The organism is Paenibacillus sp. ATY16, assembly GCF_003399985.2.
GTDB lineage: Bacteria > Bacillota > Bacilli > Paenibacillales > Paenibacillaceae > Pristimantibacillus > Pristimantibacillus glycanilyticus.
In genome coordinates, this window is record NZ_NMOK02000037.1 from 41,296 (window position 1) to 64,926 (window position 23,631).

The 23,631-nt window shown below is 47.6% G+C and carries 16 protein-coding genes and 1 pseudogene; 8 read left to right on the forward strand and 9 right to left on the reverse strand.

Annotated elements, in window-relative coordinates; genetic code table 11:
• Positions 1–2: 2 nt before the first annotated feature.
• From CFI03_RS20505 to CFI03_RS20535, 7 genes and pseudogenes are all read right to left on the reverse strand, one after another.
• A complete protein-coding gene (locus CFI03_RS20505) occupies positions 3–1,160 on the reverse strand; it encodes a Ger(x)C family spore germination protein (RefSeq protein WP_248759102.1) in 1,158 nt (385 codons plus the stop codon).
• A 1-nt stretch (position 1,161) separates the two neighbouring features.
• The gene (locus tag CFI03_RS20510; protein ID WP_248759103.1) at positions 1,162–2,628 is read right to left on the reverse strand and encodes a spore germination protein; all 1,467 of its coding nucleotides are present in this window, start codon (positions 2,626–2,628) and stop codon (positions 1,162–1,164) included.
• A gap of 76 nt (positions 2,629–2,704) precedes the next feature.
• Positions 2,705–3,808, reverse strand: a complete 1,104-nt coding sequence (locus tag CFI03_RS20515; protein ID WP_248759104.1) for a Ger(x)C family spore germination protein — start codon at positions 3,806–3,808, stop codon at positions 2,705–2,707.
• Positions 3,805–4,905 (reverse strand): GerAB/ArcD/ProY family transporter, encoded by a 1,101-nt coding sequence (locus tag CFI03_RS20520; protein WP_248759106.1) that lies wholly within the window; start codon positions 4,903–4,905, stop codon positions 3,805–3,807. The genes CFI03_RS20515 and CFI03_RS20520 overlap by 4 nt, the downstream gene beginning before the upstream one ends.
• Positions 4,902–6,335, reverse strand: a complete 1,434-nt coding sequence (locus CFI03_RS20525) for a spore germination protein (RefSeq protein ID WP_248759108.1) — start codon at positions 6,333–6,335, stop codon at positions 4,902–4,904. Before CFI03_RS20525 ends, CFI03_RS20520 begins: the two co-directional genes overlap by 4 nt.
• Positions 6,336–6,561: 226 nt before the next feature.
• The gene (locus tag CFI03_RS20530; RefSeq protein WP_248759109.1) at positions 6,562–7,119 is read right to left on the reverse strand and encodes a DUF420 domain-containing protein; all 558 of its coding nucleotides are present in this window, start codon (positions 7,117–7,119) and stop codon (positions 6,562–6,564) included.
• Positions 7,120–7,675: 556 nt separating this feature from the next.
• Positions 7,676–8,284, reverse strand: a pseudogene (locus CFI03_RS20535) (RNA polymerase sigma factor); the annotation flags it as partial.
• Between the two features lie 575 nt (positions 8,285–8,859).
• On the opposite strand from CFI03_RS20535, the gene CFI03_RS20540 reads away from it, so the two are divergent.
• Positions 8,860–9,174, forward strand: coding sequence for an aminopeptidase (locus tag CFI03_RS20540; RefSeq protein WP_248759111.1), 315 nt, complete (start codon positions 8,860–8,862; stop codon positions 9,172–9,174).
• 337 nt (positions 9,175–9,511) lie between these two features.
• The gene (locus CFI03_RS20545; RefSeq protein ID WP_248759113.1) at positions 9,512–13,651 is read left to right on the forward strand and encodes a carbohydrate-binding protein; all 4,140 of its coding nucleotides are present in this window, start codon (positions 9,512–9,514) and stop codon (positions 13,649–13,651) included.
• 140 nt (positions 13,652–13,791) lie between these two features.
• Here the strand turns inward: CFI03_RS20545 and CFI03_RS20550 are convergent, their stop codons facing one another.
• Positions 13,792–14,994, reverse strand: a complete 1,203-nt coding sequence (locus CFI03_RS20550) for an MFS transporter (RefSeq protein WP_248759115.1) — start codon at positions 14,992–14,994, stop codon at positions 13,792–13,794.
• Between the two features lie 80 nt (positions 14,995–15,074).
• Positions 15,075–15,356, reverse strand: coding sequence for an ArsR/SmtB family transcription factor (locus CFI03_RS20555; RefSeq protein ID WP_248759117.1), 282 nt, complete (start codon positions 15,354–15,356; stop codon positions 15,075–15,077).
• A 489-nt stretch (positions 15,357–15,845) separates the two neighbouring features.
• Between CFI03_RS20555 and CFI03_RS20560 the strand changes: the two genes are divergently transcribed.
• The 6 genes from CFI03_RS20560 (at position 15,846) to CFI03_RS20580 (ending at position 23,454) form a co-directional block, all read left to right on the forward strand.
• Positions 15,846–16,826 (forward strand): copper amine oxidase N-terminal domain-containing protein, encoded by a 981-nt coding sequence (locus tag CFI03_RS20560; protein ID WP_248759119.1) that lies wholly within the window; start codon positions 15,846–15,848, stop codon positions 16,824–16,826.
• Positions 16,827–16,991: 165 nt separating this feature from the next.
• Complete coding sequence (locus CFI03_RS20565; RefSeq protein ID WP_248759125.1) at positions 16,992–17,432, forward strand: GNAT family N-acetyltransferase; 441 nt, start codon at positions 16,992–16,994, stop codon at positions 17,430–17,432.
• Positions 17,433–17,704: 272 nt separating this feature from the next.
• On the forward strand, positions 17,705–19,993 hold the full coding sequence (locus CFI03_RS20570) for a glycoside hydrolase family 3 N-terminal domain-containing protein (protein WP_248759126.1): 2,289 nt from the start codon (positions 17,705–17,707) through the stop codon (positions 19,991–19,993).
• 330 nt (positions 19,994–20,323) lie between these two features.
• Positions 20,324–22,402 carry a serine hydrolase domain-containing protein gene (locus CFI03_RS20575; RefSeq protein WP_248759127.1) on the forward strand — a complete coding sequence of 693 codons (2,079 nt, stop codon included), beginning with the start codon at positions 20,324–20,326 and terminating at the stop codon, positions 22,400–22,402.
• 139 nt (positions 22,403–22,541) lie between these two features.
• A complete protein-coding gene (locus CFI03_RS31165) occupies positions 22,542–22,664 on the forward strand; it encodes a hypothetical protein (RefSeq protein WP_283094638.1) in 123 nt (40 codons plus the stop codon).
• A 274-nt stretch (positions 22,665–22,938) separates the two neighbouring features.
• Positions 22,939–23,454: a hypothetical protein gene (locus CFI03_RS20580; protein ID WP_248759128.1), complete on the forward strand. Its 516-nt coding sequence runs from the start codon at positions 22,939–22,941 to the stop codon at positions 23,452–23,454.
• Positions 23,455–23,631 lie beyond the last annotated feature (177 nt).

The window sequence follows — 23,631 nt, forward strand, 5'->3', positions numbered from 1 at the left end:
CCTTACGGTTTATCGTGATTAGGCGGTGGACCCTGAAGCCCGATTTGCTTGATCTTTACATGGGAATGAACCGAGACCTTCGCGCCCGAGAAAGCCTGCTCCCACCTTGAATTCAACGCTGTCCATTGTTCTGGATGCTGCCGGCTGAGCGTTCTCCCGAAGAGAAACACATCCACCTTAAACTCCTTTTGCGCTTTTTGAATAATGCTCGATACAGCCGCCTCGACGTGACGGTTCAATTCGGCCTCATAGGTTTGCAAATCATTGGTCTGGCGAAGATCCCATGACGTATTGCTCTCTTGGACGATAGCTCCGCCTTTCAACTTGACTTCAATGTTCACTTGCCCGCTACTGGCTTCCATGCGTATCTGGCATGTCGTGCGCTGGATCTCCACGCTGAAGGTTCCTTGTCCGTTAGCCATCTGAACGGTAATCGGAATCCGTTTGGTTTCACCAATAACCCATAACCGGTAAGCAGACTCCATGGCATCATAATAGCCGGCTAACTGCTGTTTGCGGTTAAGAATCGCGCGGCCATACACATGGAACGTTTTTTTTCGCAGCTTCCGGTCGTAGAAAAGCTCAACGGTCGGCAGGGTCGGACCGTTTCCTTCCACGTTCTCCGCTATCAATATTTCGAGTACCGAGTTGCCGATTTTTTTGCCGATGATTTGTCTGGATTTGGAGAGGGCGATAGCCGGCATCTTCTCAAGCGGAAAGGTCATTTGCATAAACTCGAGAGCGGTTCCTCCCTTGACAACCCAAATATCCGATCGAATCCGGCTGTCTGGATCCCGGGTTACCGAGTCCAATAAATTAGATATACCGGACTCCGCCATCTTTTCTCCAATGTAGATATTGTGCCGATGCGCCCGGGTTATTCTTCTGGACAGCTTCAGCTGCATGTCGAATAACCCGTCGAACGCATTTTTACCGGTTCCCGTCTCAATAAAATAGGACTGCTTCTCGCCGCTTCCAGTGTCACCGGATTTCGCCGGAATCATGAATTGGCCAACCATCAGTATTTTACCGTCTTCGATCAGATCGACACCGGAGCCAAGTTCGAATAAACGGTCGTTCAATTCACGCCTGTCCCAGCAACCGAACAACGGAAGCAACAGAAGAATAGAGGCGATTAATCCAAGTCGTTTAATACGCATATTACCTCCGTTTAAGTGCAGTTATTTTCTCCCAAGGGGCGCGAATTAGAACGTCCTTGATTTTGTCAGGCTGAAACGGGGCGATCGGAGACAAGAAGGGGACTCCGAATGATTCCAGCTTGGCCATATGAATCATAATGATGATCGTGCCCATGGCGATTCCGAACAATCCCAGCGCTCCCGAAATAAGAAGAAGCGGAAACCGTAAAATACGGAAGGCGATGCCCATGTTGTAACGGGGAATTGCGAAGGAAGCGATTCCGGTAATCGATACGATGATGACCATTGGCGCCGACACGATTCCCGCGTTAACCGCGGCTTCTCCAATAACTAAAGCTCCAACGATACTGACGGCAGAGCCGACGGCTTTGGGCAGGCGGACACCGGCTTCACGCAAGCCCTCGAATAGAAATTCCATCAAAAGCGCTTCGATGACGGCGGGGAATGGCACGCCTTCACGTGCTGAGGTGATGCTTAGCAAAAAATTCGTTGGCAGCAGCTGCGGATGGAACGTCGTAATGGCCACGTACAGGGAAGGCAAGAACAACGACACGGAGAACAGGATAAACCTTGTCCATCTGATCAGCGTGGAGTATAGGAACCGCTCATAGTAATCTTCAGCAGCCTGAAAGGCTGTCCAGAATGTGATCGGAACAAGAAGCACGTATGGCGTCCCATCAATTAATATGGCGATTTTACCTTCCATCAGGTTGGCTACGACGATATCCGGACGTTCCGTGTTCATAACCTGGGGGAAGGGGGTAAATGATTTGTCCTCAATAAATTCTTCGATAAAGCCGGTATCCAGGATAATATCCATTCGAATGCGGGAGACCCGTTGTTTAACGAGCTCGATTAAATCTGGACGGGCCACGCCATCCACATAAGCGATGACGACTTTCGTCTTGGAAAATGTGCCAAGCACGACGGGATCAAGCTTTAGTTCAGGCGTTTGAATTCTTCGGCGAATGAGCGTCGTGTTGATGACAAGGGTCTCGGAAAAGCTTTCCCTCGGCCCTCGAATAGCCATCTCCGATGCGGGCTCATCAACTCCACGGTGCTCCCAGCCGGAGGTATCCATCAGGATGGCTTCCGGATGCCCGTCAACAAAGACGGCTAAGGAGGCCTGAAGAACCGCTTCGGTTATTTCTTTTAATCGATGTTCGTTATGGGTTGGCCGTAAGGCTGAAAAATGCTCTTTCAAGACCGAGAAGTCAATCGTTTTATGGCTGCTTTCGCTGGATTTCTCCATTAGCCACGATTGAAAAAACGACGAATTGAAGACGTTCTTGTCTATCATTCCATCGATGTAGACCATGAGAATGCTACATTCGCCGGACAATTCAACCCGTTGGAAGACGATATCGAAGCAATGCTCGAACAATTGCCGAAACAGGGCTTCATTTCCGGCTATATCGGTACTAATCGTTTCCCGGGGATAGGAATAAGAATTCCGCGTCGGCCTCATGATCTGCAGCTCTCCTTAAATTTTTCCAATATTATGTTCCCGGTTGGGTTTTTTATGCAAAAAAGACTTGTTCCACTTACTCCAGAATCGCCGTGTTCAGAATTTTTACGGTTACTTTCGGCTTAATGCGGAGTGTGGGATATTGCTCCCGCCAGTTGAGATTTTTGTATAGGCTCGGATGAAAGACGGCCACCTCATGGCCCAGCTGCAAGAAATCGCAGTTCGCCTGCTGGAGAGCTGCCATGACTTTAGTTGTTCTAGTTGTAAGATCCGCTGCGATAAACATCTCCATATCCTTAAGCATTTTATCCGTATGCCTTTTGAACTCGGAGCCGTCCTCAACCAATTTAACCTGCAGCTGCATCGAGATTTCGATCTCATTGAGCTTATCCGCATTCGTCAACACATGAAAACGGCGTTTGGCGGATTGAATAAGTACCGAATACTGCTTTCCATCCCGTTGGCTGGATAGCAATTGGTTCTTTCCGGACGGATTTTCGATCAAGGTGGCAAGCTGAGTCTCTTCATTATTCAAATTTTTCCCGGTATACCGCCCATCGCTGAATAAAGCTGTACCGGCCAGACGTGCTTCGTCCCGATAGGGCTCGAACCGGTTTAAGGCGAAATCGTTCATGAACTGGTTACCCCCGAGGATGTAATGAAGCAATTTATTGGAAGGAATCTCTCCCCTGCGGATTTCATCATCAAGAAGACCAATTAGGAAATTGGATACGGTCTGATCATTCATGCTTTTTTTGCTGAGCAGCTCCGAGAGATTGCCATCATAAACGGCTAAATAAGCGTATAACGGGTTGGAAGCAAATTGACTGGCAATGTCCAGATGCCGCAATGGTTCATCCTTTGCGAAGCGGGAGCTTATCAGATAAAGCCTCGTCTCAAGAACCGAAAGGATACCGGGCATTTCCTTGTTTGTATTGGAAACAGCATCATAGAGGTTGGTTCCGGTTGTCTTCATATGCAAGGAGGTTTGTCTTCCGCCGCCCTGACTTGCTTCCCGAAGGGAAGAGATGACGTAGTCCACTTTAAGCTGCTTGCTGTTTCCCTCGTAATCAATCCCGATAATATCGACAAAAAGCAGCTTTTTCAATTGAAGCTGATCCCAGCAGCCCGTCAGAAAAAGACAAAGCACCAGGGCTACAACCGTTCTTGTTCTCTTCATACCCGATGCCTCCCGGCACTCCGAATTCCGGAAATAAGGAGCAGGAGAAGGGGTAACGCCACAACGGCGAGAATCGAGAGCTGATCCTGAAAGGCGGCGATTCGCAATATATCATTGCGCTTTGTTAGAAAGAAGCTTGCAGCAAAGCAAATCGTTACAATAGCCCAGACCCAGTGATAAGACTTGCCGAGCCCCGCGGTGCGCAAATGCACAAAGGCTTTGGAAGCCAGAAAGAAGTACACGTAGATCGTGGTGGAGACGACGAAGACATAAAAGACAAGAAACAGAATATCCAGGCTTTGCAAGACCTGAATGCGGTAGTTTTTCAAAATAAAAACAATCGGCTCCGGCACGATAATCAGCTGCTTCTGGCCAAACATCGTTGTACAGACGAGGCAGACGGTTACATAAAAGACGATCGTGAAAGCATTGGCAATCGACATCGCAATCAGCAGTTTCTTTTTGCTGCCACCTTGCACATAGGGGTAAGCATATAGAAGCAGATCGTATCCGATATAAGCGCTATAGGCGACATACACGCCTTTTATGACGGGGGCCCAGCCATGCGACAACACTGGCAGAAGATTTCTAGCATCCAGTCCGTATATCCCGCTAAACGCAATCAGCAGGAAACAGATAACGGGAAAGATTATAAAGGACTGCGAGATGAAGGCCAGTCTCTTAAGTGAAGAAGTGGCTGCATATCCGCAGATGATCATAAGCATAAGGAAAATTAGCCACCTTGGCGTAAGCAAGAACATCCATCGTTTTAAAATATCGGTGTACAGCGCGGTAATGAGCAGTCCGGAGAAGGAATAGTAGCATCCATACAGCAGGTTGAGGACAAAACCAATCGGTCTGCCGACAACTTCCCGGGTATATGCGTAGAAGTTCCGATTCGGATACCGGCTGCCGAGCCACCAGATTAACAAGATTCCGATTTGCGCGGCTACACCGCTAATCAGCACAGCAAGCCACGTATCTTGCCGGGCATTTTCTGCTCCTACGTGAGGAAGGGATAGAACCTCGGTACCGAGCTGTGCCATTATAGTAAGCGTGATCAACTGTCTTCCGTTGATAGACTCTTCCCTCATCATCTTTTCCAACTCCTCGGATGCCTCAGCCTGGTTTGATTATATGGCGAGGTTCCTGCCGGTCTTTTTTTCAGATTCCAAATAGGTGAACGGATCAGCGTATCTCTTATCCCGCTCAAAGAGAAGGGAGGAGAAAAATAAGGCTGTCCCATTGTGCTCATTTGACACAAGTAAATAAAGATGATCATGAAGAAAAACGCCAGACCCAGCAGCCCAAAGACAGAGGACAATAGAATCGCCGGATAACCGAGTAGTCTTACCGCGCTGCTCATTTCGTAGGATGGAATAATAAAAGAAGCCAAACCTGTTAAAGCGGCTACGATAACCATCGTGTTGGAAGCCAGGTTCGACTGCACAATGACGGTTCCGATAACGATACCGCCTACTACGCCTATGGTTTGGCCGGCTGGACTGGCAAGCCGTATGGTGGATTCCCTTAAGATTTCAAGCAAAAGCATCATGGCAATCGTCTCGATTAACGGCGGGAAAGTCACGTATTTCAGCGAGCTTTGCAGCGTATTCACGAAATTAATCGGCAGCAGCTGGGGGTTAAAGGAACTGACAGACACATAAAAGGCAGGCAGCCCAATGGTCAGCAGAAAGCAGGCAAGACGAAGAAGCCGGAAGAAGGTTCCAAGCAGCCAGCTAATATGGTAATCGTCAGGGCTTTGAAAAAAGGACCAGAACGTTACAGGCAATATAATCGCATCCGGTGAACCTGAGGTTGCAATGACCATTTTGCCTTCCATTAAATAAGCGCGTGCACGGTCTGGGCGTTCGGTAATTAAGAGCTGCGGGAACAGGCTGAATTTTTTGTCCCGGATCAGTTCGTCAATAAAACCGGGCGATTCCGTATAATCGCTATCGATGCTCAAGAGACGCCGGTCCAGCTCCTCAAATAATGACGGATCCGCGACCGACTTTATGTACATGACTGCTACCTTAGTCTTGGATAAACGGCCTATCGTATACGTTTTGACGACAAGCTCGGTTGAAGGAATCAGCTTGCGCATCAAATTCAGATTGGTATCCAGATTCTCAATGAACGCTTCATTTGCTCCGCGAAGAATACGCTCATTTGACGGAATGTTAATGGTGCGCTCTTTCTTCAAATCCGCGCCAAGCAAATACAATTTGCTCTCTCCGTCGCGATGCAGCACCGTCTTGCCGCATACAACCGCTTGAACCGCTTCTTCGAAGTGATCCGTTTCCTCATAGTCGAGTATCGATATAACCTCGCGTACGTCATTCAAAGGCTTAGAAAGCAGAGGTTTCAAGATGAATTCCTGGACATGGGAGGAATCAATCAAAGTGTCCAAATAAAATAGTCTGTACTCGATTCCGCCAATCAACAGCTTTTTTGATTGAAAATCGCTTTGACCGGAGAATTGCTCGTAGAAAAATTGCTCTGATGCCGAGACGGACGGGTTCACATGGATCTCCTCCTATGCCATTGATTTCCTTACTATAGCCATCGGATGGGAAGATTATGTGGCAAACAGTGATTCGGCGAAGGTAAGAATGATGAGTATGGACAAGAAACGAAGCACCTTCTAAATCGCGAAGAATACGGCAACCCGGACGTTTATATGACGGAAAATAAAAAAAGAGGGTTATTGAAGATTGAACTTCAATAACCCTCTATTCGTAAAGATCACCTTAATAATAGGGTTCCATCATTAGGAACACAATTACCCCGGTTAAGCTGACATAAAGCCAGATCGGCATCGTCCAACGGGCGATTCTGCGGTGTTTGTGCAGCTGGTTTGTCCATCCCCATACGAGAGTGAACAAAGCTAATGGCACGATGACGGCCGCAAGAAAGCTATGAGTGATCAGGATGAAGAAATAAATCGGCCGGACTATGCCTTCTCCGCCGAAACTCGCCGTCTCCGAGGACATGTAATGAAACGTTAAATAGGAGACAAGGAACAGCAGCGTTGAAGAAAAGGCAGCAAGAATGAACCCTTTGTGAAGCCTTACGTTCTTCCGTAGGATCGCGATTAACGCGGCTAGCAGGAAGATGAAGGTGAAACTGTTCAACAGCCCATTGATTCTGGGGAAGATGGTAAGGTCGAAATCGATATTTCCCTTGTAGCCAATCGGCGAGAAGAACAAGAGTAAAATAACGATATTTGCGATCAGCGAGATCGTGACGATAGCAGCCGTATAGTTTTTGTTGCTGGCTTGCTGCGTTACATTCTGTTTTTTGCTCATTACAACCGAAGAACTCCTTTCCAACCACATGGTAATGGCTTCATTATAGACGGGTTTTGCCGATCATTAATCAAGCTTTGATGTCAAAATAGCGAATTCTTATTGACTATTTCGAGGCGGAGTTTTAAAACTATCCAATGTTTAACCGTGTTCTTAAATGTGTTGCCCACTGTTGATGTACTTCCGACGAAGGGGAAGAGAAAACAGTTTCAAAATCGTTTGGTGTTCTATTTGAAAGCCTCTCATACTCTCGAAATCCCAAGTGTCATTCTCCAGTTCTGAAAACGTGGGGATTTCACCTCGCGTAACCAAGTCCATTATGGATTCATTTATATAATCTCTTGTCATTAGTCCAGCTTCATAACCGCCTATTCCTTGATATAGCCACTTCGGTGCCAATGGATTTATATCTTTAACTAACCATATTGTAAAGAGGTGCACGGTTGACTTTAGTATGGATTGATAAGTGTGCTCCGGGCCGGGGTTTAAAGGGGATGTGATTTTTATCGTATCCGCTTCAATCATGCCCATAAACCAATTCGGAGCCTCGGGTTCGTTAACGTCCTTGGTGGAAAGAGTTAAGATCCGGATAGATCTCAATGGTTATTCTTTTTGAAGGATGATGCTTTAATTTTGAACAAATACGATCAACGTTAACTCTAAGATGTTCGATAATATCCCGGTAAATCTTATGATCCGGTGTGGTTGTGCGGGTTGACCCGACATCTTTACTCACAATCGATATGGTATCCAGGACGGACATCATTTTTTGAGCCTCCCAATCATCAAGTTCGTTTCTTAACTTTACCAGTGCTCTATATAGTCTGTTTTTTACCGCACTCATCCTCATCTCGACAAGCTCCGATATTTCTTTAAATGTGCAGCCTACATCAAAATGAAGCGAGATTATTTCGCGGTCAAGCGGGTTAAGTTTAAGCAGCGCCGTAGTTACGTCTATTCGTAGTTCAACATTTTTAGTGAACTCAAACGTGATAAAGCGATTTTCCATTTCTTGAAAATTTACCGAAGTTTCTAAGCTTCGCTCTCTTTTTCTAAACTCATTTTTTAATAGGTTGTAGGCTATTTGGCTTATCCAAGTGAATACGCTGGAATCTCCTCGAAAGGTGTGCCAATTTTCAAAGGCTTTAACGAATGCTAACTGAGTTGCGTCCTCTGCGGTTTAGTGATCCACTTTAAGGGAGAGGAATCGAAAAATTTTTTTTATAATATTGCTCAAAGATTTGATCGAATTCGTCGTTGGGCCCAGACACAAGCGAACCTCCTTTGCTTTCACTTACATTAGACACCACAAAATTGAAAATAGCCACATAAACGATAAATTTATATTTGTTTCGTGGCTTTTTAACGAGTTGAAGTGTCTAATTCGATGAATTTACTTTTGGTGGTGTATCATGAAAGACATTAGGATAGAACAACTTGCAAAAAACGTTGTTACATACTCTGTAAATCTACAAAAAGGAGAGAAGGTACTAATTGAAGTTGAAGGGCACGATAATTTATTAGCCAAGCAATAGTATTAGAAGCTTATAAAGTAAAGGCATTACCTTTTGTAGTGTTTACGGATAAAGAAATCCTTCGAACACAATTAATAAATGGTTCGTCCGAACAATTAGAACGGTTAGCGTCATATGATATTGTTGGGATGAATGATATGGATGCAAAACGGATAAAGTGAGAATTGTCGGAAAAGACACTGATTTAACACTGTCAGTTTAAAATATGCCTGTCAGAAAAGATGCCGGTCTTCAAAATCTGCCTGATGGTGAGGTTTATTGTGTTCCAATTAAACATTCCGTTAACGGATGGATCACATTCAATACTCCTGTCAATTTTAGAGGAACAACTTTTGAGCATATCGCATTCGTTTTTGAAGATGGCAGAATTACGGAAGCTTCGGCTAATGACACAGCAAAGCTCTTGGCGATATTGGAGATAGATGAGGGTTCAAGATTTATTGGAGAATTCGGTATTGGATTAAACCCTTATATTATAGAGCCGATGAACGACAAGAGTCTGAACGGAATTGGCCATTAAACCTTCGGGCTTTACTAACAATGATTGTGGAGGAGCTGTCGCGGACAGCTCTTTTTTTATGTTTACTGCAGTTTTTAACCTAGCGATTCCATAACTCATAATTAAATCAAATGATACAATAAAATTGTAATGAAAAGTTAAAAATCAAAAATTTCACTGAATGATTCATATAAATTGTAATAAAGCGTTGACAATTTCTAGAAAGTGTCGATATACTCTCGATATATTGGATTAAAGTAATGAAATGAGGTGATTGGGACAATGGTGTAAAGGGAAGATCATCATAGTCAGTCATTGATGAAAGCGCTTTAAATAAATTGATGAGGTGATAGGTTTGATGTTGAAACGAAGTATAGTGACTCTGTTGTGCGTACTGCTATTGTTTGCCCCCCAGGCGGCATTCGCCTATAAGAATCCAACATCGCTGCCGGACGAATGGGGACAATATGGGCTTGGCGACCCTTACGTGCTGAAGTTTAACGGTAATTATTATTTGTACGTGAGCACGAGGGATACCGATATAGGGGTCAAGGTGTGGAGCTCGCCAGACCTTGTCCATTGGAGCTATGGAGGATTGGCCGCAACCGATCCGGTTACAAAAGGAGCCTACGCTCCTGAAGTCGTGTATTGGAACGGATATTTCTACATGTATACCTCACCTGCCGGCAATGGCCATTACGTGCTGCGCAGCGAGAGCCCGACCGGTCCATTCACCGTGCAGACGGGTAATTTGGGCCATTCGATCGATGGAAATGTCTTCATTGACGATGACGGCAAGTGGTATTTCTATCATGCGAACGGAGCGGGAATTCTCGCGGCTGCGATGCCTACGCCAACAACGATCGGCAACAGCGTAAACACAGGCGCGAACATGAACGGTTGGACGGAAGGCTCTACGTTGTTCAAGCGGAACGGAAAATACTATATGACGTATACCGGCAACCATGTATTCAGCAAAGGTTACCGGGTCGACTACGCGGTCAGCTCAAATCCGCTCACGGGTTTCGTGACTGATACGGATAACCCGATTCTGATCAGTACGGAAGGCTCGACAGTTGGCCTCGGCCATAATACGGTAGTCGTTGGACCGAACTTGGATGCCCGCTATATCATCTACCACAATCTCGAAGGACCGGGCATTGTTGGACCTCTTCGTCATATGGGTATGGACCGGGTCGTATTCAACGGGGATAAAATGTCGGTGCTTGGACCAACGACATCCGAGCAGCCGGATCCGCAGATGCCAGATTTCGAGGACCGGTTCAATGGCGCGGAGCTCGGCGCGGCGTGGACGAATGCGGACGGTGGCAGCTGGAGCGTTGATTCCGGTATTCTGAGGCAGCAGACCGCCGGTACAAGCAGACTGGTAACTGCAGCTGCGACGGAAAACAGCTATACGGCAGAATTCAATCTGCAGCTGGCTGAGTCTAGCGATACCGGAAGTTCGCAGCTTGGGGTCGTATTTTCCTACAAGGACGATAATGATTTCGGAACGGCATTGTTAGATCCGGCGAGCAATTCGGTGAAGACGCAGTTCCGGGTAAATGGGTCCGATCTGGGATGGGTGTCGAGCACGCTGCCGGAAGGGTACGATTATACAAAACTTCACAATATCCGGGTTGAGAAAGCGGAAGACACGTTCAAGATCTATGTCGACGGCATGCTAAAACAGACACGCAGCGTGACGCTTGGCGGCGGCAGCATCGGCTACGTCACGGAGAACGCGAAGGCTAATTTCGGGTATGCTGCTTTTAGCAACGACGTGAACGGCAGCAGCGATTTTGACGCTGCGAAACCGGTTCCGGGTCAAGTCGAGGTCGTTCATTACCTGTCCGGCGGCGAAGGAGCCGGGTATCACGACCTGACGCCGGATACAATCGGTGATTACCGAGGAGAAGGGATGGATACGGGCAAAGCAGAGAATGGCACCTCGCATATTACCGCTTTCGAGAAAGGCGAATGGCTGCGGTACCGGTTAAACATCTCGGAAGCAGGCAAATACGATATCGATCTTTCTTATGCGGATGCAGCCATCGGCAGTAAGGTACAGCTCACTCTGGATGGTGGACAACCGCTGGGCGAGTTCGAATTGACAGGAGACGTTGATACTGCTAATAAAGGATGGCAAACCGCACAGCTGAATGGGGTAGAATTGCCGGCAGGTGTACATGACTTGAAGGTCGCTGCCTTATCAGGCACTGTGTCTATGGATAAGCTAGCTTTCCACAAGCACGTGGACGTTCCGGTTCTCTATGATAACTTCGATGATGGCCAGGATGACGGCTGGAAACGGTATGAAGGCTTCTGGAGCGTAAAGAGCGACATTGCCGAAGAAGAGCCGGCTTACGATGCTTATCATTCGATCCCGGGTTCGATTGGAACGGTCCATTATATCTCCGGCGGCGAGGGTGTCGGATATCATGAGAATACACTCGAGAACATTGGCGGCCAGTACCGGGGAGATTCGGTCGACATTCGCTCCAATACGGTTGGAGGCGGGTATAACGTCGGTTGGAACCAGACAGGCGAATGGCTTAAGTTTAACATTGATGTGGCGGAAGCCGGATCCTATAACGCGGAATTCAAAGTAGCTACTACGCTGGACGGAGGTCAGATCCGGCTTTGGCTGGACGATACGACGGATCTTACCGGCATCGTTGACATTCCGAAGACCGGTGACTGGAACATCTGGAATGTGGTGCGTAAATCCGGCGTTACGCTGCCGGCAGGCAAGCATACGCTGAAAGCCGAGACGGTACGCGGAGAATTCGATTTTGCGGGTATAGCGCTGACGAGGATGGAGCAGCCAATACCAGTACCCGGCGTCATCGAAGCCGAGCATTACAAGCCCGGCGGTGAAGGCGTAGGCTATCATGATTTAACTCCCGCGAACATTGGAGGCAAATACCGCAGCGATCAGGTAGATATTCGTTCCGCTGCATCCGGCGATCAGATCGTAGGCTGGAATCAAACAGGCGAATGGTTGAAGTACAATATCCACGTCGCGGAAGAGGGGTTGTACGATCTACACTTATGGGCAGCTACGACGTTCACGGATGCGCAAGTCCGGTTATGGCTGGATGACACAACTGATTTAACCGGCGTGTTGAATGTTCCTGCTTCCGGAGACTGGAATAAATGGAAGTCGGTTAAGAAGTCCGGTGTTCAGCTGCCGGCCGGCGATCATGAACTGAAGGTCGAGATTGTCAAAGGCGAGTTCGATATGACAAGATTGTCGCTTACCCAATTCGATAAAGCGCACGTGCTGCCCGGATTTATCCAGGCGGTTGATTACAAGACAGGAGGCGAAGGCACGGGCTACCATGATCTGACTCCCGCTAACATCGGTACGGAATACCGGAATGAATCGGTTGATATTCGCCAGAATGCGGAGGGCAGCTACAATGTGGGTTGGAACGCAACCGGAGAATGGCTGGCCTACAACGTAGATATAACCGAAGCCGGCGTGTACAACGTCGATTTCGTAACAGCTACATCGATGGACGGTGCTAAAGTCAGGCTGTGGCTGGACGATGCAACCGATCTAACCGGTGAGGTCGATATTCCGAATTCCGTTACCTGGGAGAACTGGGCAACAACAACGAAGCAAGGCATCTATCTCCCGGTTGGGAAACATACCTTGAAGGTCGAAACCGTGAAAGGTGAATTCGACTTTCAAGGAATCCGGATTCATCAGAACCCGGTCGAGCCGAATGTTGCTCATACCGGCGAATACCAGGCGGCGGTTGGCAGCTTCGCAAAGACGACGATCGGCGATGCCAACTGGTCGGATTACAGCGTGGAGTCCGATATCAAGCTGATTAACGATTCAGGTGACGGAGGTATTCTGTTCCGGGCAAATAATCCGGCTCACGGCAAGGAGCTGAATCAGAACAATGCGAACTTCGTGCAAGGATACGTCGCGTATCTGAATAAACAGGGCGTTCATCTCGGCAAGCTGAATTACAACTGGACCTATCTGACGGGAGTGCCGCTCGAGATAAAGACAGGCGAATGGAAGCATGTGAAAGTCGTCGCGCAGGGAGCGCGTATCCTGGTATATGTGGATGATATGAGCAAGCCGGTTATCGACTATACGGACCGCAGCGGAAATCCATTCACGCACGGCAAGGTCGGCATGCGGACGTACATGAATGAAACAAGCTACGACAATTTCACGGTTCTTCCAGCTCCCATAAACGCTCCTGCCGTCGGAAAGCTGCTCGATTGGTTTAGCTCAGCCGGACAGCTGGACGAGAAGATTCGGAAGCAGCTGGATAAGGAGCTTGAGCATGCAGCCGATGCGGTTAGCAAGAAGAAGCCGGACTGGAAGCAGGGTATTAAGCATTTGGAGAATTTACAGAAGCAGCTGAACAAAGAGAAGAAGCAGGAAGAGATATCCGAACAAGCAAGGACGACGCTCAATCGGAGCGTTAACGCACTCATTGAAGCGTGGAATGCGAATCTGGGCAAATAAGCGACAAGGCCAAGTTCAATTAGTAAATAACAACGACCCTGTACCGAAGCTTCTTCGGTACAGGGTCGTTTTTGCATCATTGTATCCGGTAATAGCTATGATGTTGTACCTTATGCCCGATTGGCTTGAATGGAATGACTTTACGCGCTGAACTTCCTTGCGCGAGCCTCCTTATTCGCTGCTCGGGAAGCCGCACCGACGCGAAGGTAACCGAATGAAGCGGCTGAAATGAGTGCGGCAATGGCGACGCCGGCAGCGCCGATCCAAGTGATGGCAGCAAGTGTTGCCCCTTCTACGACGACGCCTCCGATACCCGCGCCTGCAGCCATGGCCAGCTGTATAACAGAGCTGTTAAGGCTAAGCATGATGCTGGTTGCTTCGGGAGCGAGTGAGATCAGATGGTATTGCTGCGTCGGGCCGGACGACCATGCGGAGAAGGACCAGAGCATGAGCAGCGGGAACATGAGCGCTGGCGAATGTGCGGCTAACGAAATCACGACTAGCCAGACCGCGTGAAGCAGCATGCCGTTCACCAAAGTTCGCTTGAACCCCCATCGGTCGGTACTGAAGCCACCAAGTTTGGAGCCGATTAGACTAGCGATGCCAAACGCAAGCAGCGCGATGCTGACGAATTTCTCGCTCATGCCGGTAATATCAAGCAGGAAGGGGGAAATATACGTGTACGTTATGGAATAGCCGCCAAGCCAGAAAAACGTAATGCCAAGCGCGACGAGAATTTTAGGATTCTTGAGCAGTTTGAGTTGATCGCGCAGCGGTACCGGCTGCTCGCCATCCGTCTTTGGAATCGCTAAGGCAATGAGCAATAGCGCAAGCAACCCGAGCAGTCCGATACCACCGAAGACCAATTTCCAGTCATAGGCGGAAGCGACAAGCCTGCCGAGCGGTACCCCGACGATCAATGCCGTACTGAAGCCCATAACGAGCGTGGCGATAGCACTGCCCTGCTTCTCCGCAGGCGCGAGCTTTGCGGCGACCGTGAGTGCCGTGACGACGAAAACGCCGCTGCTGAGTGCAACGATAACGCGGGAAACGATGAGGGCGGTAAAGCCGGTGAAGAAGTAAGCTGCGACGTTGCCAACGATAAATATCGAAAGAGCATACAGCATCAGCCTTTTGCGGTCGACTTTGGCAGCGGCGGCCATCAGGAATGGCGTCCCGAATCCGTAAGCAAGGGAGAACACGGTGATCAGCTGGCCTGCCGCTGCCACCGAGACGCCAATGTCGTCGGATACTTTATCCAGAATGCCGGCAATGATGAATTCGGACGTGCCGACGAGAAAGCTGACTAAAGCCAGCATATATATTTTTAAATTGTAAGACAAATGTTCCAGCTCCTTATCCGTATCTCTCTGTATTATAGTTTTATATTTCTAAATCTATCGAAATATAGACCAAAAAAAGGCTACCCCAAAAGATACGGGGCATATTTCAACGCGACTTCTTTATTGACACTGTAATAAATGTACGTGCCGTCCTTGCGCAGCGTGAGCAGGCCGCATTCCGTAAGCTGCTTCAAGTGATGAGACAGCGTTGAACCGGCAACGGACTCCAGATTGCTGCCGATGTCGGAGCAGCAGAGATTCTGCTCTTCCGTAAGAAGCATCGCTATTTTGATCCGGGTCGGTTCTCCGAGTGCTTTGTATACTTTCACTGCCTGTTTAACTTCCTCGTTATCCTCGACCATGGGTTCTCACCGCCTTTGCAAATGTATTTCGAAAACTATGGAAATAACAATAGCACAACTCAACAGCCGTTGTAAATGGGCAATTCGGGCGAGTGTCATTTGAACTCGTGTGGTAAAATGGCTTCTTATTAACCATGCTGACGGGAGTGGATATTCACAAAGCAGCTATATACAGGATGAAATTTTAATAACTTTCAGCTCTAAAAGTATTCAGGTGAAATCGCCAGATTTGTTCGATTTTCTTACTGAAATCACTTACGTGAATGCTCGAAACGGCGGAAGACACTAATAAAAATTTATTAAGTAATTCCACTTCGTACCGCTTTTGTGTTATCGTCATTGTGCTAGCTGATAGATCACCAAGATCGAATATCCTTTTCCAGCTGAATGCGCAGTTAAGTCGAATTTAGTTTCCATTTCTTGCTTCTGGTCGAGTAAGCACTCTTTTATCGAAATTTAAATCAACTATTATCTATGAAGGTGAACGGTATGAAAAAGATTGTCTTCGCATTTGCCATAATTGTTATGATGTGTTTTAGTTCTTCCGCTGTAGCAGCTGACAAAATCAGCATCATGGTAAAGAACAAACAAATACAAACTGATAGCGCTCCTGTTGTCGTTCAGGGCAAGGTGTTGATTCCCCTTCGCGCCGTCTCGGAATCGCTTGGCGCAATAGTCGAGTGGAATCAACAACAGAAAACCGCGGTCGTATCTAAATGGTCCAAAAAAGCTTCGCTGACCGTCGGAAAAAAGACAGCAAGGGTTGAGAATTTGGCAGCTCCTGAATTGTCAGCAGACAAATCATTAGATGTTTCGGTCCAATTGATCAGTAGCCGCGTTTACGTACCTTTGAGGTTCATTTCGGAGCAGCTCGGATATACGGTGGACTATAAAAACAATATTGTTTCGATCCGATCGCCATATGAAGGTCTGCCTAAAGAGAATTTCTTCGCCCAGATTCTCTCTGGTGACTTGGGGAGAAGCAGAAGCATCATAACGGCTAATAATAGTGCATACGGATTACGCAATTATGAGCTTCCTCCCTTGAAAACGGGAGCATTTGTCGCTAACGAAGCCTACCTGTTCCCAGAGGGAGAGGCGCTGCGGTTTTTCATGATCGAAGACAATGAGATCATTACGTATTATGAGTATAAGGATGATTTCCTCGTAGCCACTTGGCAAGGGCGGTTGGAAGACAAGGCAGGCAACGCCATTGATCAATTGTACGCAGACAAGTTCAAGGAACGCACGGGACCGACTCCGAAAATTAATAAACCCTTTTTCTACCGATACTATTCGGGGTACGAAAATTCGGTCTGGCGCTGTGGTCGCATCGATGTCGATGGGAAGTTTACTGAAACTGGATTTAAAGATGAGACGCAGTCCATTGGAATGATTTCGTTCGTGTTTCCGAATGAGATTCGAAAGGAAGTCATACCCGTATCGCAAACCAGTCTAAGAATCCCTTGATCTTAAAGTAAATAATCTGTAGAACTTAAGAAATGTCGAATATAAAAGATCCGAAAAGAGAGGTAAGAATGAAGCCATATATCAATTGGAGATATACGATCACCATCTACAAGAAAAGCATGGAAGGAGCGTGATAAATTAAATAAAAAAAAGGAGCAGAACGAAATGATACAAAACAGAAAAGCAACCGTTAATGATTATGATATGATCATAAATCTTTGGGAAAGATCGGTAATGGCCACTCATCACTTTTTGAGTTTCAAGGATAAAGAGGAAATCAAAAAAGAACTACCCAAGTATTTTCCTCATCTTGATGTACGTCTCTGGTTTACCGAAGACTCCATCCTTGGTTTTACCGCCATTAATGAACATCACTTGGAAGCATTGTTTCTCGATCCCGCAAAAATTGGCAAAGGGTATGGGAAACAAATTATGCAAACTTGCGTTAATGATTTTGGGATCACTTCCGTAGATGTGAATAAACAAAATGAAAATGCGACAAGATTTTACTTAAAAAGCGGTTTCGGAATAACCGGTGAAGATTTGACAGATGGAGCAGGCCGCCCATATCCCATTTTACATTTGAAATACAATGATCAGCAGTAGCCTTCTATATAACTAATCAAAAATCAGCACATTCATCTCAGTGTCACTTCCAGTTTTGGGGTTCGGAGATGATTACTATGGTAATCACGCCGAGTTGGCCGGCTATAGTGGCAGAGCAAAAGCCGCAGCGAAATGCCGCTGCGGCACTTTGGCATGCCCTCATGTTTAATTGGTAGAACATCCCATACAGGCGATGGTTTGCTTACGAGCAACATTTCACCCTTAATGACGTATTACTATCGACAATCATATCGGGGAAGTGACAAAGAGAAATGAGATTCAAAACATTGTCTGTCGGGATAGCCGCCGGGCTATTTGGTTCGTTATGCTTTTTTGGGAGCGCCGCAGCTGCGGCGGAAAAGTTTACTGATCTGCAGCACGCGCAGTGGGCCGAGGATAGCATTCAATACTTATCGAATCGGGGTACGGTGGCCGGTTACGGCGGCGGTCGATTTAACCCAAACGGGGCGGTTACACGCGCCCAGGCTGTCGCTTTCATGACGAGGGAGCAGTACCCTCTAGGGATTCCCGAAGCTGACGCCAACGCTGTTAGTTATTCTGATGTTTCGCCGTCGCATCCATTCTATAGGGAAATTGCCGCTGCGGCGTCAAGTGGGTTGGCAAGCGGATTCCCGGACGGCTCCTTCCGTCCGGACGCTCCGATCACCCGTGCGGAGACTGCGGCGTTCCTCGCGCGAGCGTATGCGCTTGAGGCCGGTAATCAGGAGATGCGGCTTACCGATGCAGCGGCTTCATGGGCAGCCGATCCGATTCGCGTTATGAGCTCGAATGGCCTCATAGGCGGCTACGCGGACGGCACGTACCGTCCGGATCGATCCGTGACGCGGGCAGAGTTCGCGGTTTTTATGACACGGGTAATCCGTTTCGAACGCGAGATGGCGATTGAGGAGAAGGATTGGGACAAGCTGCTGTCGTATATGACGGTGAACGAGCAGGTCGGACAGATGTTGATGCCGGATATCCGCATGTGGAACGGAGCGTTAACGACGACCGTCCATGACGGACTGAAGGCGATTATCCATGAGCAGGCGCCAGGTGGCTTTATATTATTCGATAAAAACATAGTCAGCGCGGAACAAGTCGTGACGCTAACCGACGGTCTACAGGCGGAAGAAAGGAAGGCAGGCGATATTCCTCTCTTCCTCGGCGTCGACCAGGAGGGCGGCGTCATCCAGCGCATTCCGAGCGGCACGAATTTGCCTGGCCAAATGGCGCTTGGCGCAACGGGAGACGAGGGGCTCGCCGAGCAGGCTGGGAAGCTGACGGGCGAAGAATTGAAGGCGCTCGGACTGCAGCTGAATTTTGCACCGGATCTGGATGTGAACAGCAATCCGGATAATCCGATCATCGGCAAGCGGTCATTCGGCTCCGATCCGTATCTGGTCTCTCGCCTTGGTGTTGCGACGATGAAGGGACTGAAGGAATCAGGCGTGATCGCGGCGGTGAAGCATTTTCCGGGACATGGGGATACGATAGTCGACTCCCACTTGGGTTTGCCGGTGCTCATGGATGACCGCGACCGGTTGGACGAGGTGGAATTGCTGCCGTTTAAAGCTGCCATTGCGAGCGGAGTGGACATGATTATGACCGCGCATATAGCTTTCCCGGCAGTGGACGACACGCATGTCACTTCCAAGAAGGACGGCAGCAGCGTACCGATTCCAGCGACAATGTCGAAGAAAGTGTTGACGGGGCTGTTGCGGGAGGAGCTTGGGTTTAAAGGCGTTATCATCTCCGACGCTTTTACGATGAAGGGTATCGCGGAGCATTTCGGGGAAGAGCAGGCCGTCGTGAGAGCCGTGAATGCGGGCGTGGACATCATACTCATGCCCCAGGAGCCGGCAGACGCGCAGCGGGTGCTGGTAAAGGCGGTGAAGGACGGCGCCGTTCCGCTGGTTCATCTTCATGAATCGGTGAAGCGGATCCTGGAGCTCAAGGATAAGTATGGGCTATTCGATCAAGACGAGAGCCTGTCCGCCAAGCTTGCATCCTTAAGGAAGATAATCGGATCTAACGCTCACCGGCAAGTAGAGCGCACAATCGCGGAGCGCGCGGTGACGCTGCTAGCTGGACGGGACGGGAAGCATCCGGACCAGATTCGGCAGGGGGATAACATCGCTATAGTCGCGGTCGACATAGAGCAGGCGAAGCAGCTGGAGAACCAAGTGAAGCAAGCAGGCGCGTCGCTGCAGCTGAAGACGCAAGTTATCGTTCTGAAGCCAGGCATGGCGAATGCGGCGATGCAGGCGATCAACGGAGCGGATTACGTAATAGTCTCGTCTTATCAATTCCGTAACATGGCTAGCCAATTCAACTGGTCCGACAGCCAAGCGCTTATTGACGGGCTGAACAAGCTTAATAAGCGTTATGTGCTGCTGTCGCTTGGCAATCCGTACGAAATGCTTTACGTGAAAAACGTGAAATCGAGTCTTGCGGTATACGGTAAGGAAACCCCTAATACGGCTGCGGCCGCCCGCGTGCTTCTTGGTCAGTTGGAGCCTCAAGGCATGCTGCCCGTTGCTGCTTCGGCAACTAAATGAACGATCATACCGGCCGAGCTGCTTGCGAGTTTGATAATATGGAAAAAGATCAGAGCCAGCCCCCTTGGAGGGGCTGGCTCTGATCTTTTCACGGAATCGATCTACGATATTGCATCCGTCTAGCAAGATTCCAATAAGGAAAAGAATAAGCCGGTGTGCTTGCCTATTCGTTTTTTAATTTACCTGAATTTATTCCAAATTAAAGGAACTTTGGGAGAGATTTAACGTAATACCTGTGACTACGATCTTAAGCTCATGCTTACGTAGCAAGAATCATCACAAATGGACTGAATATAGCCATTTGTATGATAATTCTATTTAGGAGGTATTATGAAAACGAAAAGAATGGTTCTAATGCTAGCTATTATGACATTGATGTTGTCGATGCTGGCACCGCTTGGCGTAGTTGCAGCCGCCTCTGGCGAGGGGGCACTTGCTTACAAGGATACCCAGAAGGCCGCATACGAGAAAGCCTCGCTCCTCACGGGCCAATACGGTACGACAAGCGTTCAATACGCGCTTATCGATCAAGGGAAGATCGTTGTTTCCGGGCAAGCCGGAATTAACGATACTGCTGGGAAAAAGCCATTAACGGCAGGCACGATGTACGGTATCGGGTCGACAAGCAAAATGTTCACGGCGGCAGCAGTCATGAAGCTGGTGGATGCAGGCAAGATTAATCTGGATCATCCTGTTACGGAATACGTCCCTGATTTTACAATGAAGGACGACCGATTCAAGCAAATTACTCCCCGCATGCTGCTCAATCACTCCGCGGGTTTTAACGGTTCATCACTGACGAATGCATTCTTATTCTCGGATAACGATACTTACGCGCATGATACGCTTCTTAAGCAATTGGCCGAACAGCAATTAAAAGCGGTGCCTGGCGCCTATTCGGTCTATTGTAATGACTGTTTTTCTCTAGCAGAAATTTTAGTTGAAAGAGTAAGCGGTACCGATTTTACTTCCTATATCCATCAGAATTTTACCGAACCACTGGGGATGATGAATACGAAAACACCCCAGGATCAGCTAAATACATCCCAGTTTGCTGCACTTTATTTCCCTAATTCCCAAACTCAACTGCCAAGAGAAACGGTAAACGCTATTGGAACGGGAGGAATCTACTCCACGGCGGAAGATCTGGCTCGATTCTCTCAGATTTTTACCGGGCAAGCTGCCGGCATTCTATCATCCGGCTCGGTGGATGCGATGGCGCAAGCCGAGTATAAGAAGGGCTTCTGGCCGGAGGATGCGGATACTGTAGTCAATTATGGATTGGGCTGGGACAGCGTCAACCTGTTCCCGTTCGGCGACTATGGCATTCAGGCATTGACCAAGGGTGGAGATACGATTCTGTATCACGCGTCGCTAGTCGTTCTTCCCGGAGAAAACATGGCAGCGGCCGTGCTGTCATCGGGAGGCTCCAGCACAACCAATCAACTGCTGGCTAACCAGATTCTGCTCCATGCCTTGAAGGAAAAAGGAACCATAGATGAAATTAAGGCCGAGAAGTCATACGGAGCACCTGTTAAAGCCGACATGCCCGCGGAATTGCTGGATTCTGCAGGGATGTATGGTGCAACGAATCAATTACTTACGGTTAACATTGCCAAGAACGGGGAGTTGTCGATTGCGACGCCTCAAGTTCCGAATTATCCAGCCGAGAAATACGCGTATTCGTCAGATGGTTCATTCTTGAGCGCGGACGGAAACGTGAAAATTAATTTCGTCAAGGATAACAACGGCCGTACCTACTTGTGGACTCGGCAATATCTATCGTTACCGGGACTCGGACAATTAGCCTTATCGGAGTATGCTGCCGAGAAGCTCGAACCTAACGATGTCTCTGAAGAGGTGCTTCATGCATGGAAGGAACGGGACGGCAAACGTTATTATGTCATCAACGAAAAATATACTTCCGTCACCTTATTGAGCCTCGGCTCCTTACAAGTTCGATTGTTCAAGGAAGCACCTGGTTACGTTATAGACCAGAAAATAACGGGTCTGAATACTGCTGTCGCAGACCATCAGATTCCTACAACGGGCAGCAGAGACGTTACGCCGCTTGATTTCTACGAGCAGGATGGCGTTGAGTACCTTCGTTATGGGGGGAGCCTGTTAGTAAGCGAAGATGCCTTGAAACCGATTTACACGGGCAAACACTCTTCAACGACCATTCAAGCAACCGGTTATGCCAAGTGGTACTCGATTCCGGACCGTGCCGCCGGCAAGACCATGGCGGTATCATCATCATCCAAGGGCTCATATGCCGTGTATGACGAGAACGGAGCATGCGTCGGTCTCGGTATCGTCAAACCGGACAAAGCAACTGTACTTCCCAAGAATGGCACCATTATGTTCGCGGGCGAGGCGGGAGCAAAGTTTGAAATTAAATTGAAATAAGCATAGCCTAGAATATAAAAGCGGTGCAGGCAGCTATGCCTGTGCCACTTTTTTTGATTTAGAGGCATGCTGCTTTTTCAGTAAGTTACAGCAAATGAAAGTCGAATAGCCTAAACGCTATTCGAGGAGGAGGCATTTAATGAAGAATCAATTAAAAGGTAAAGTTGCTGTTATTTTAATAATAATAACTTGTTGTATCCTCTTATTTTCATTTTGGTTGTTATTTAATATGGTCGATGCTCCAGATCCATTAAATCCCTGACCGATTGAGCATCACCATTAATTTTAGTTGCGTTTAAAATGAAGGAAACTCAATTTGCAAGAAAACGCATAGTCTATAGGTAATAATTGTTTATGGAGTTGAAAAATGATACAACAAATAACCTAGTTTAGGAGGTAATATGCGTAAATATAGTCTTTGTTTAATGCTATTTGGGATACTTGCTTTTCTTCTTGCCAGTTGCAGTCAGACATCGATCTATGGTACGCCCGCGCCTATCCAGAAATTGAAATGGGGTATGAATGAGGAGGAGGTAATGAATGCTCTAAAACTATCCGAAAAAGATATTACAAAAATAGATACAGGGCTTGCTCACAATGATCTAATTCATTTAAATCATTCAATTAAATTATATGACCGCTCTGCTGAGGTCAGCTTTACCTTCTCCTATCACATCTTAATTGGACTTACAGCACATTTTAAACCGGAGGATGTTGAATACGTAGAAAAAGCGATAACGAAAGAGCGTGGAACAGGAATTTATAAATATAATGGTAAGAATGAGAAAACCGATGTAACCTGGCAAGACGAATTACTGGAAAACAATAAAACGTGGAAAGCAGCAGTGGAAGAGATCTATAAAAATCTTGGATTCAAGATAAGTGATGATCCCATGAAGGACGGAATATCCGTTGGTCAAAAGCCGATAACGTGGTGCAGGCTAACGATGGATAGTAATAGCCCCTTATACGGAAACCTGTATTTTAATGGCGATGTCGCATCGATGCTCAATTATCCTGAAAAATATGCTCCAGAATTCATTCTGAATTAGGTACGATAACCCCCTTTTAATTAAGAAGACAGTTAATAATTTGAGGGGGAGTATATGAGGAGATTCTGGAAACTTTAAAACGGCAGCTGACGGCTGTCGTTTTTTTATTCCCCGTTGAAAATCATTCCCCTATTAAAACGGTTTAATGCTGCTTTTTTCCTAACTTCATGATATTTC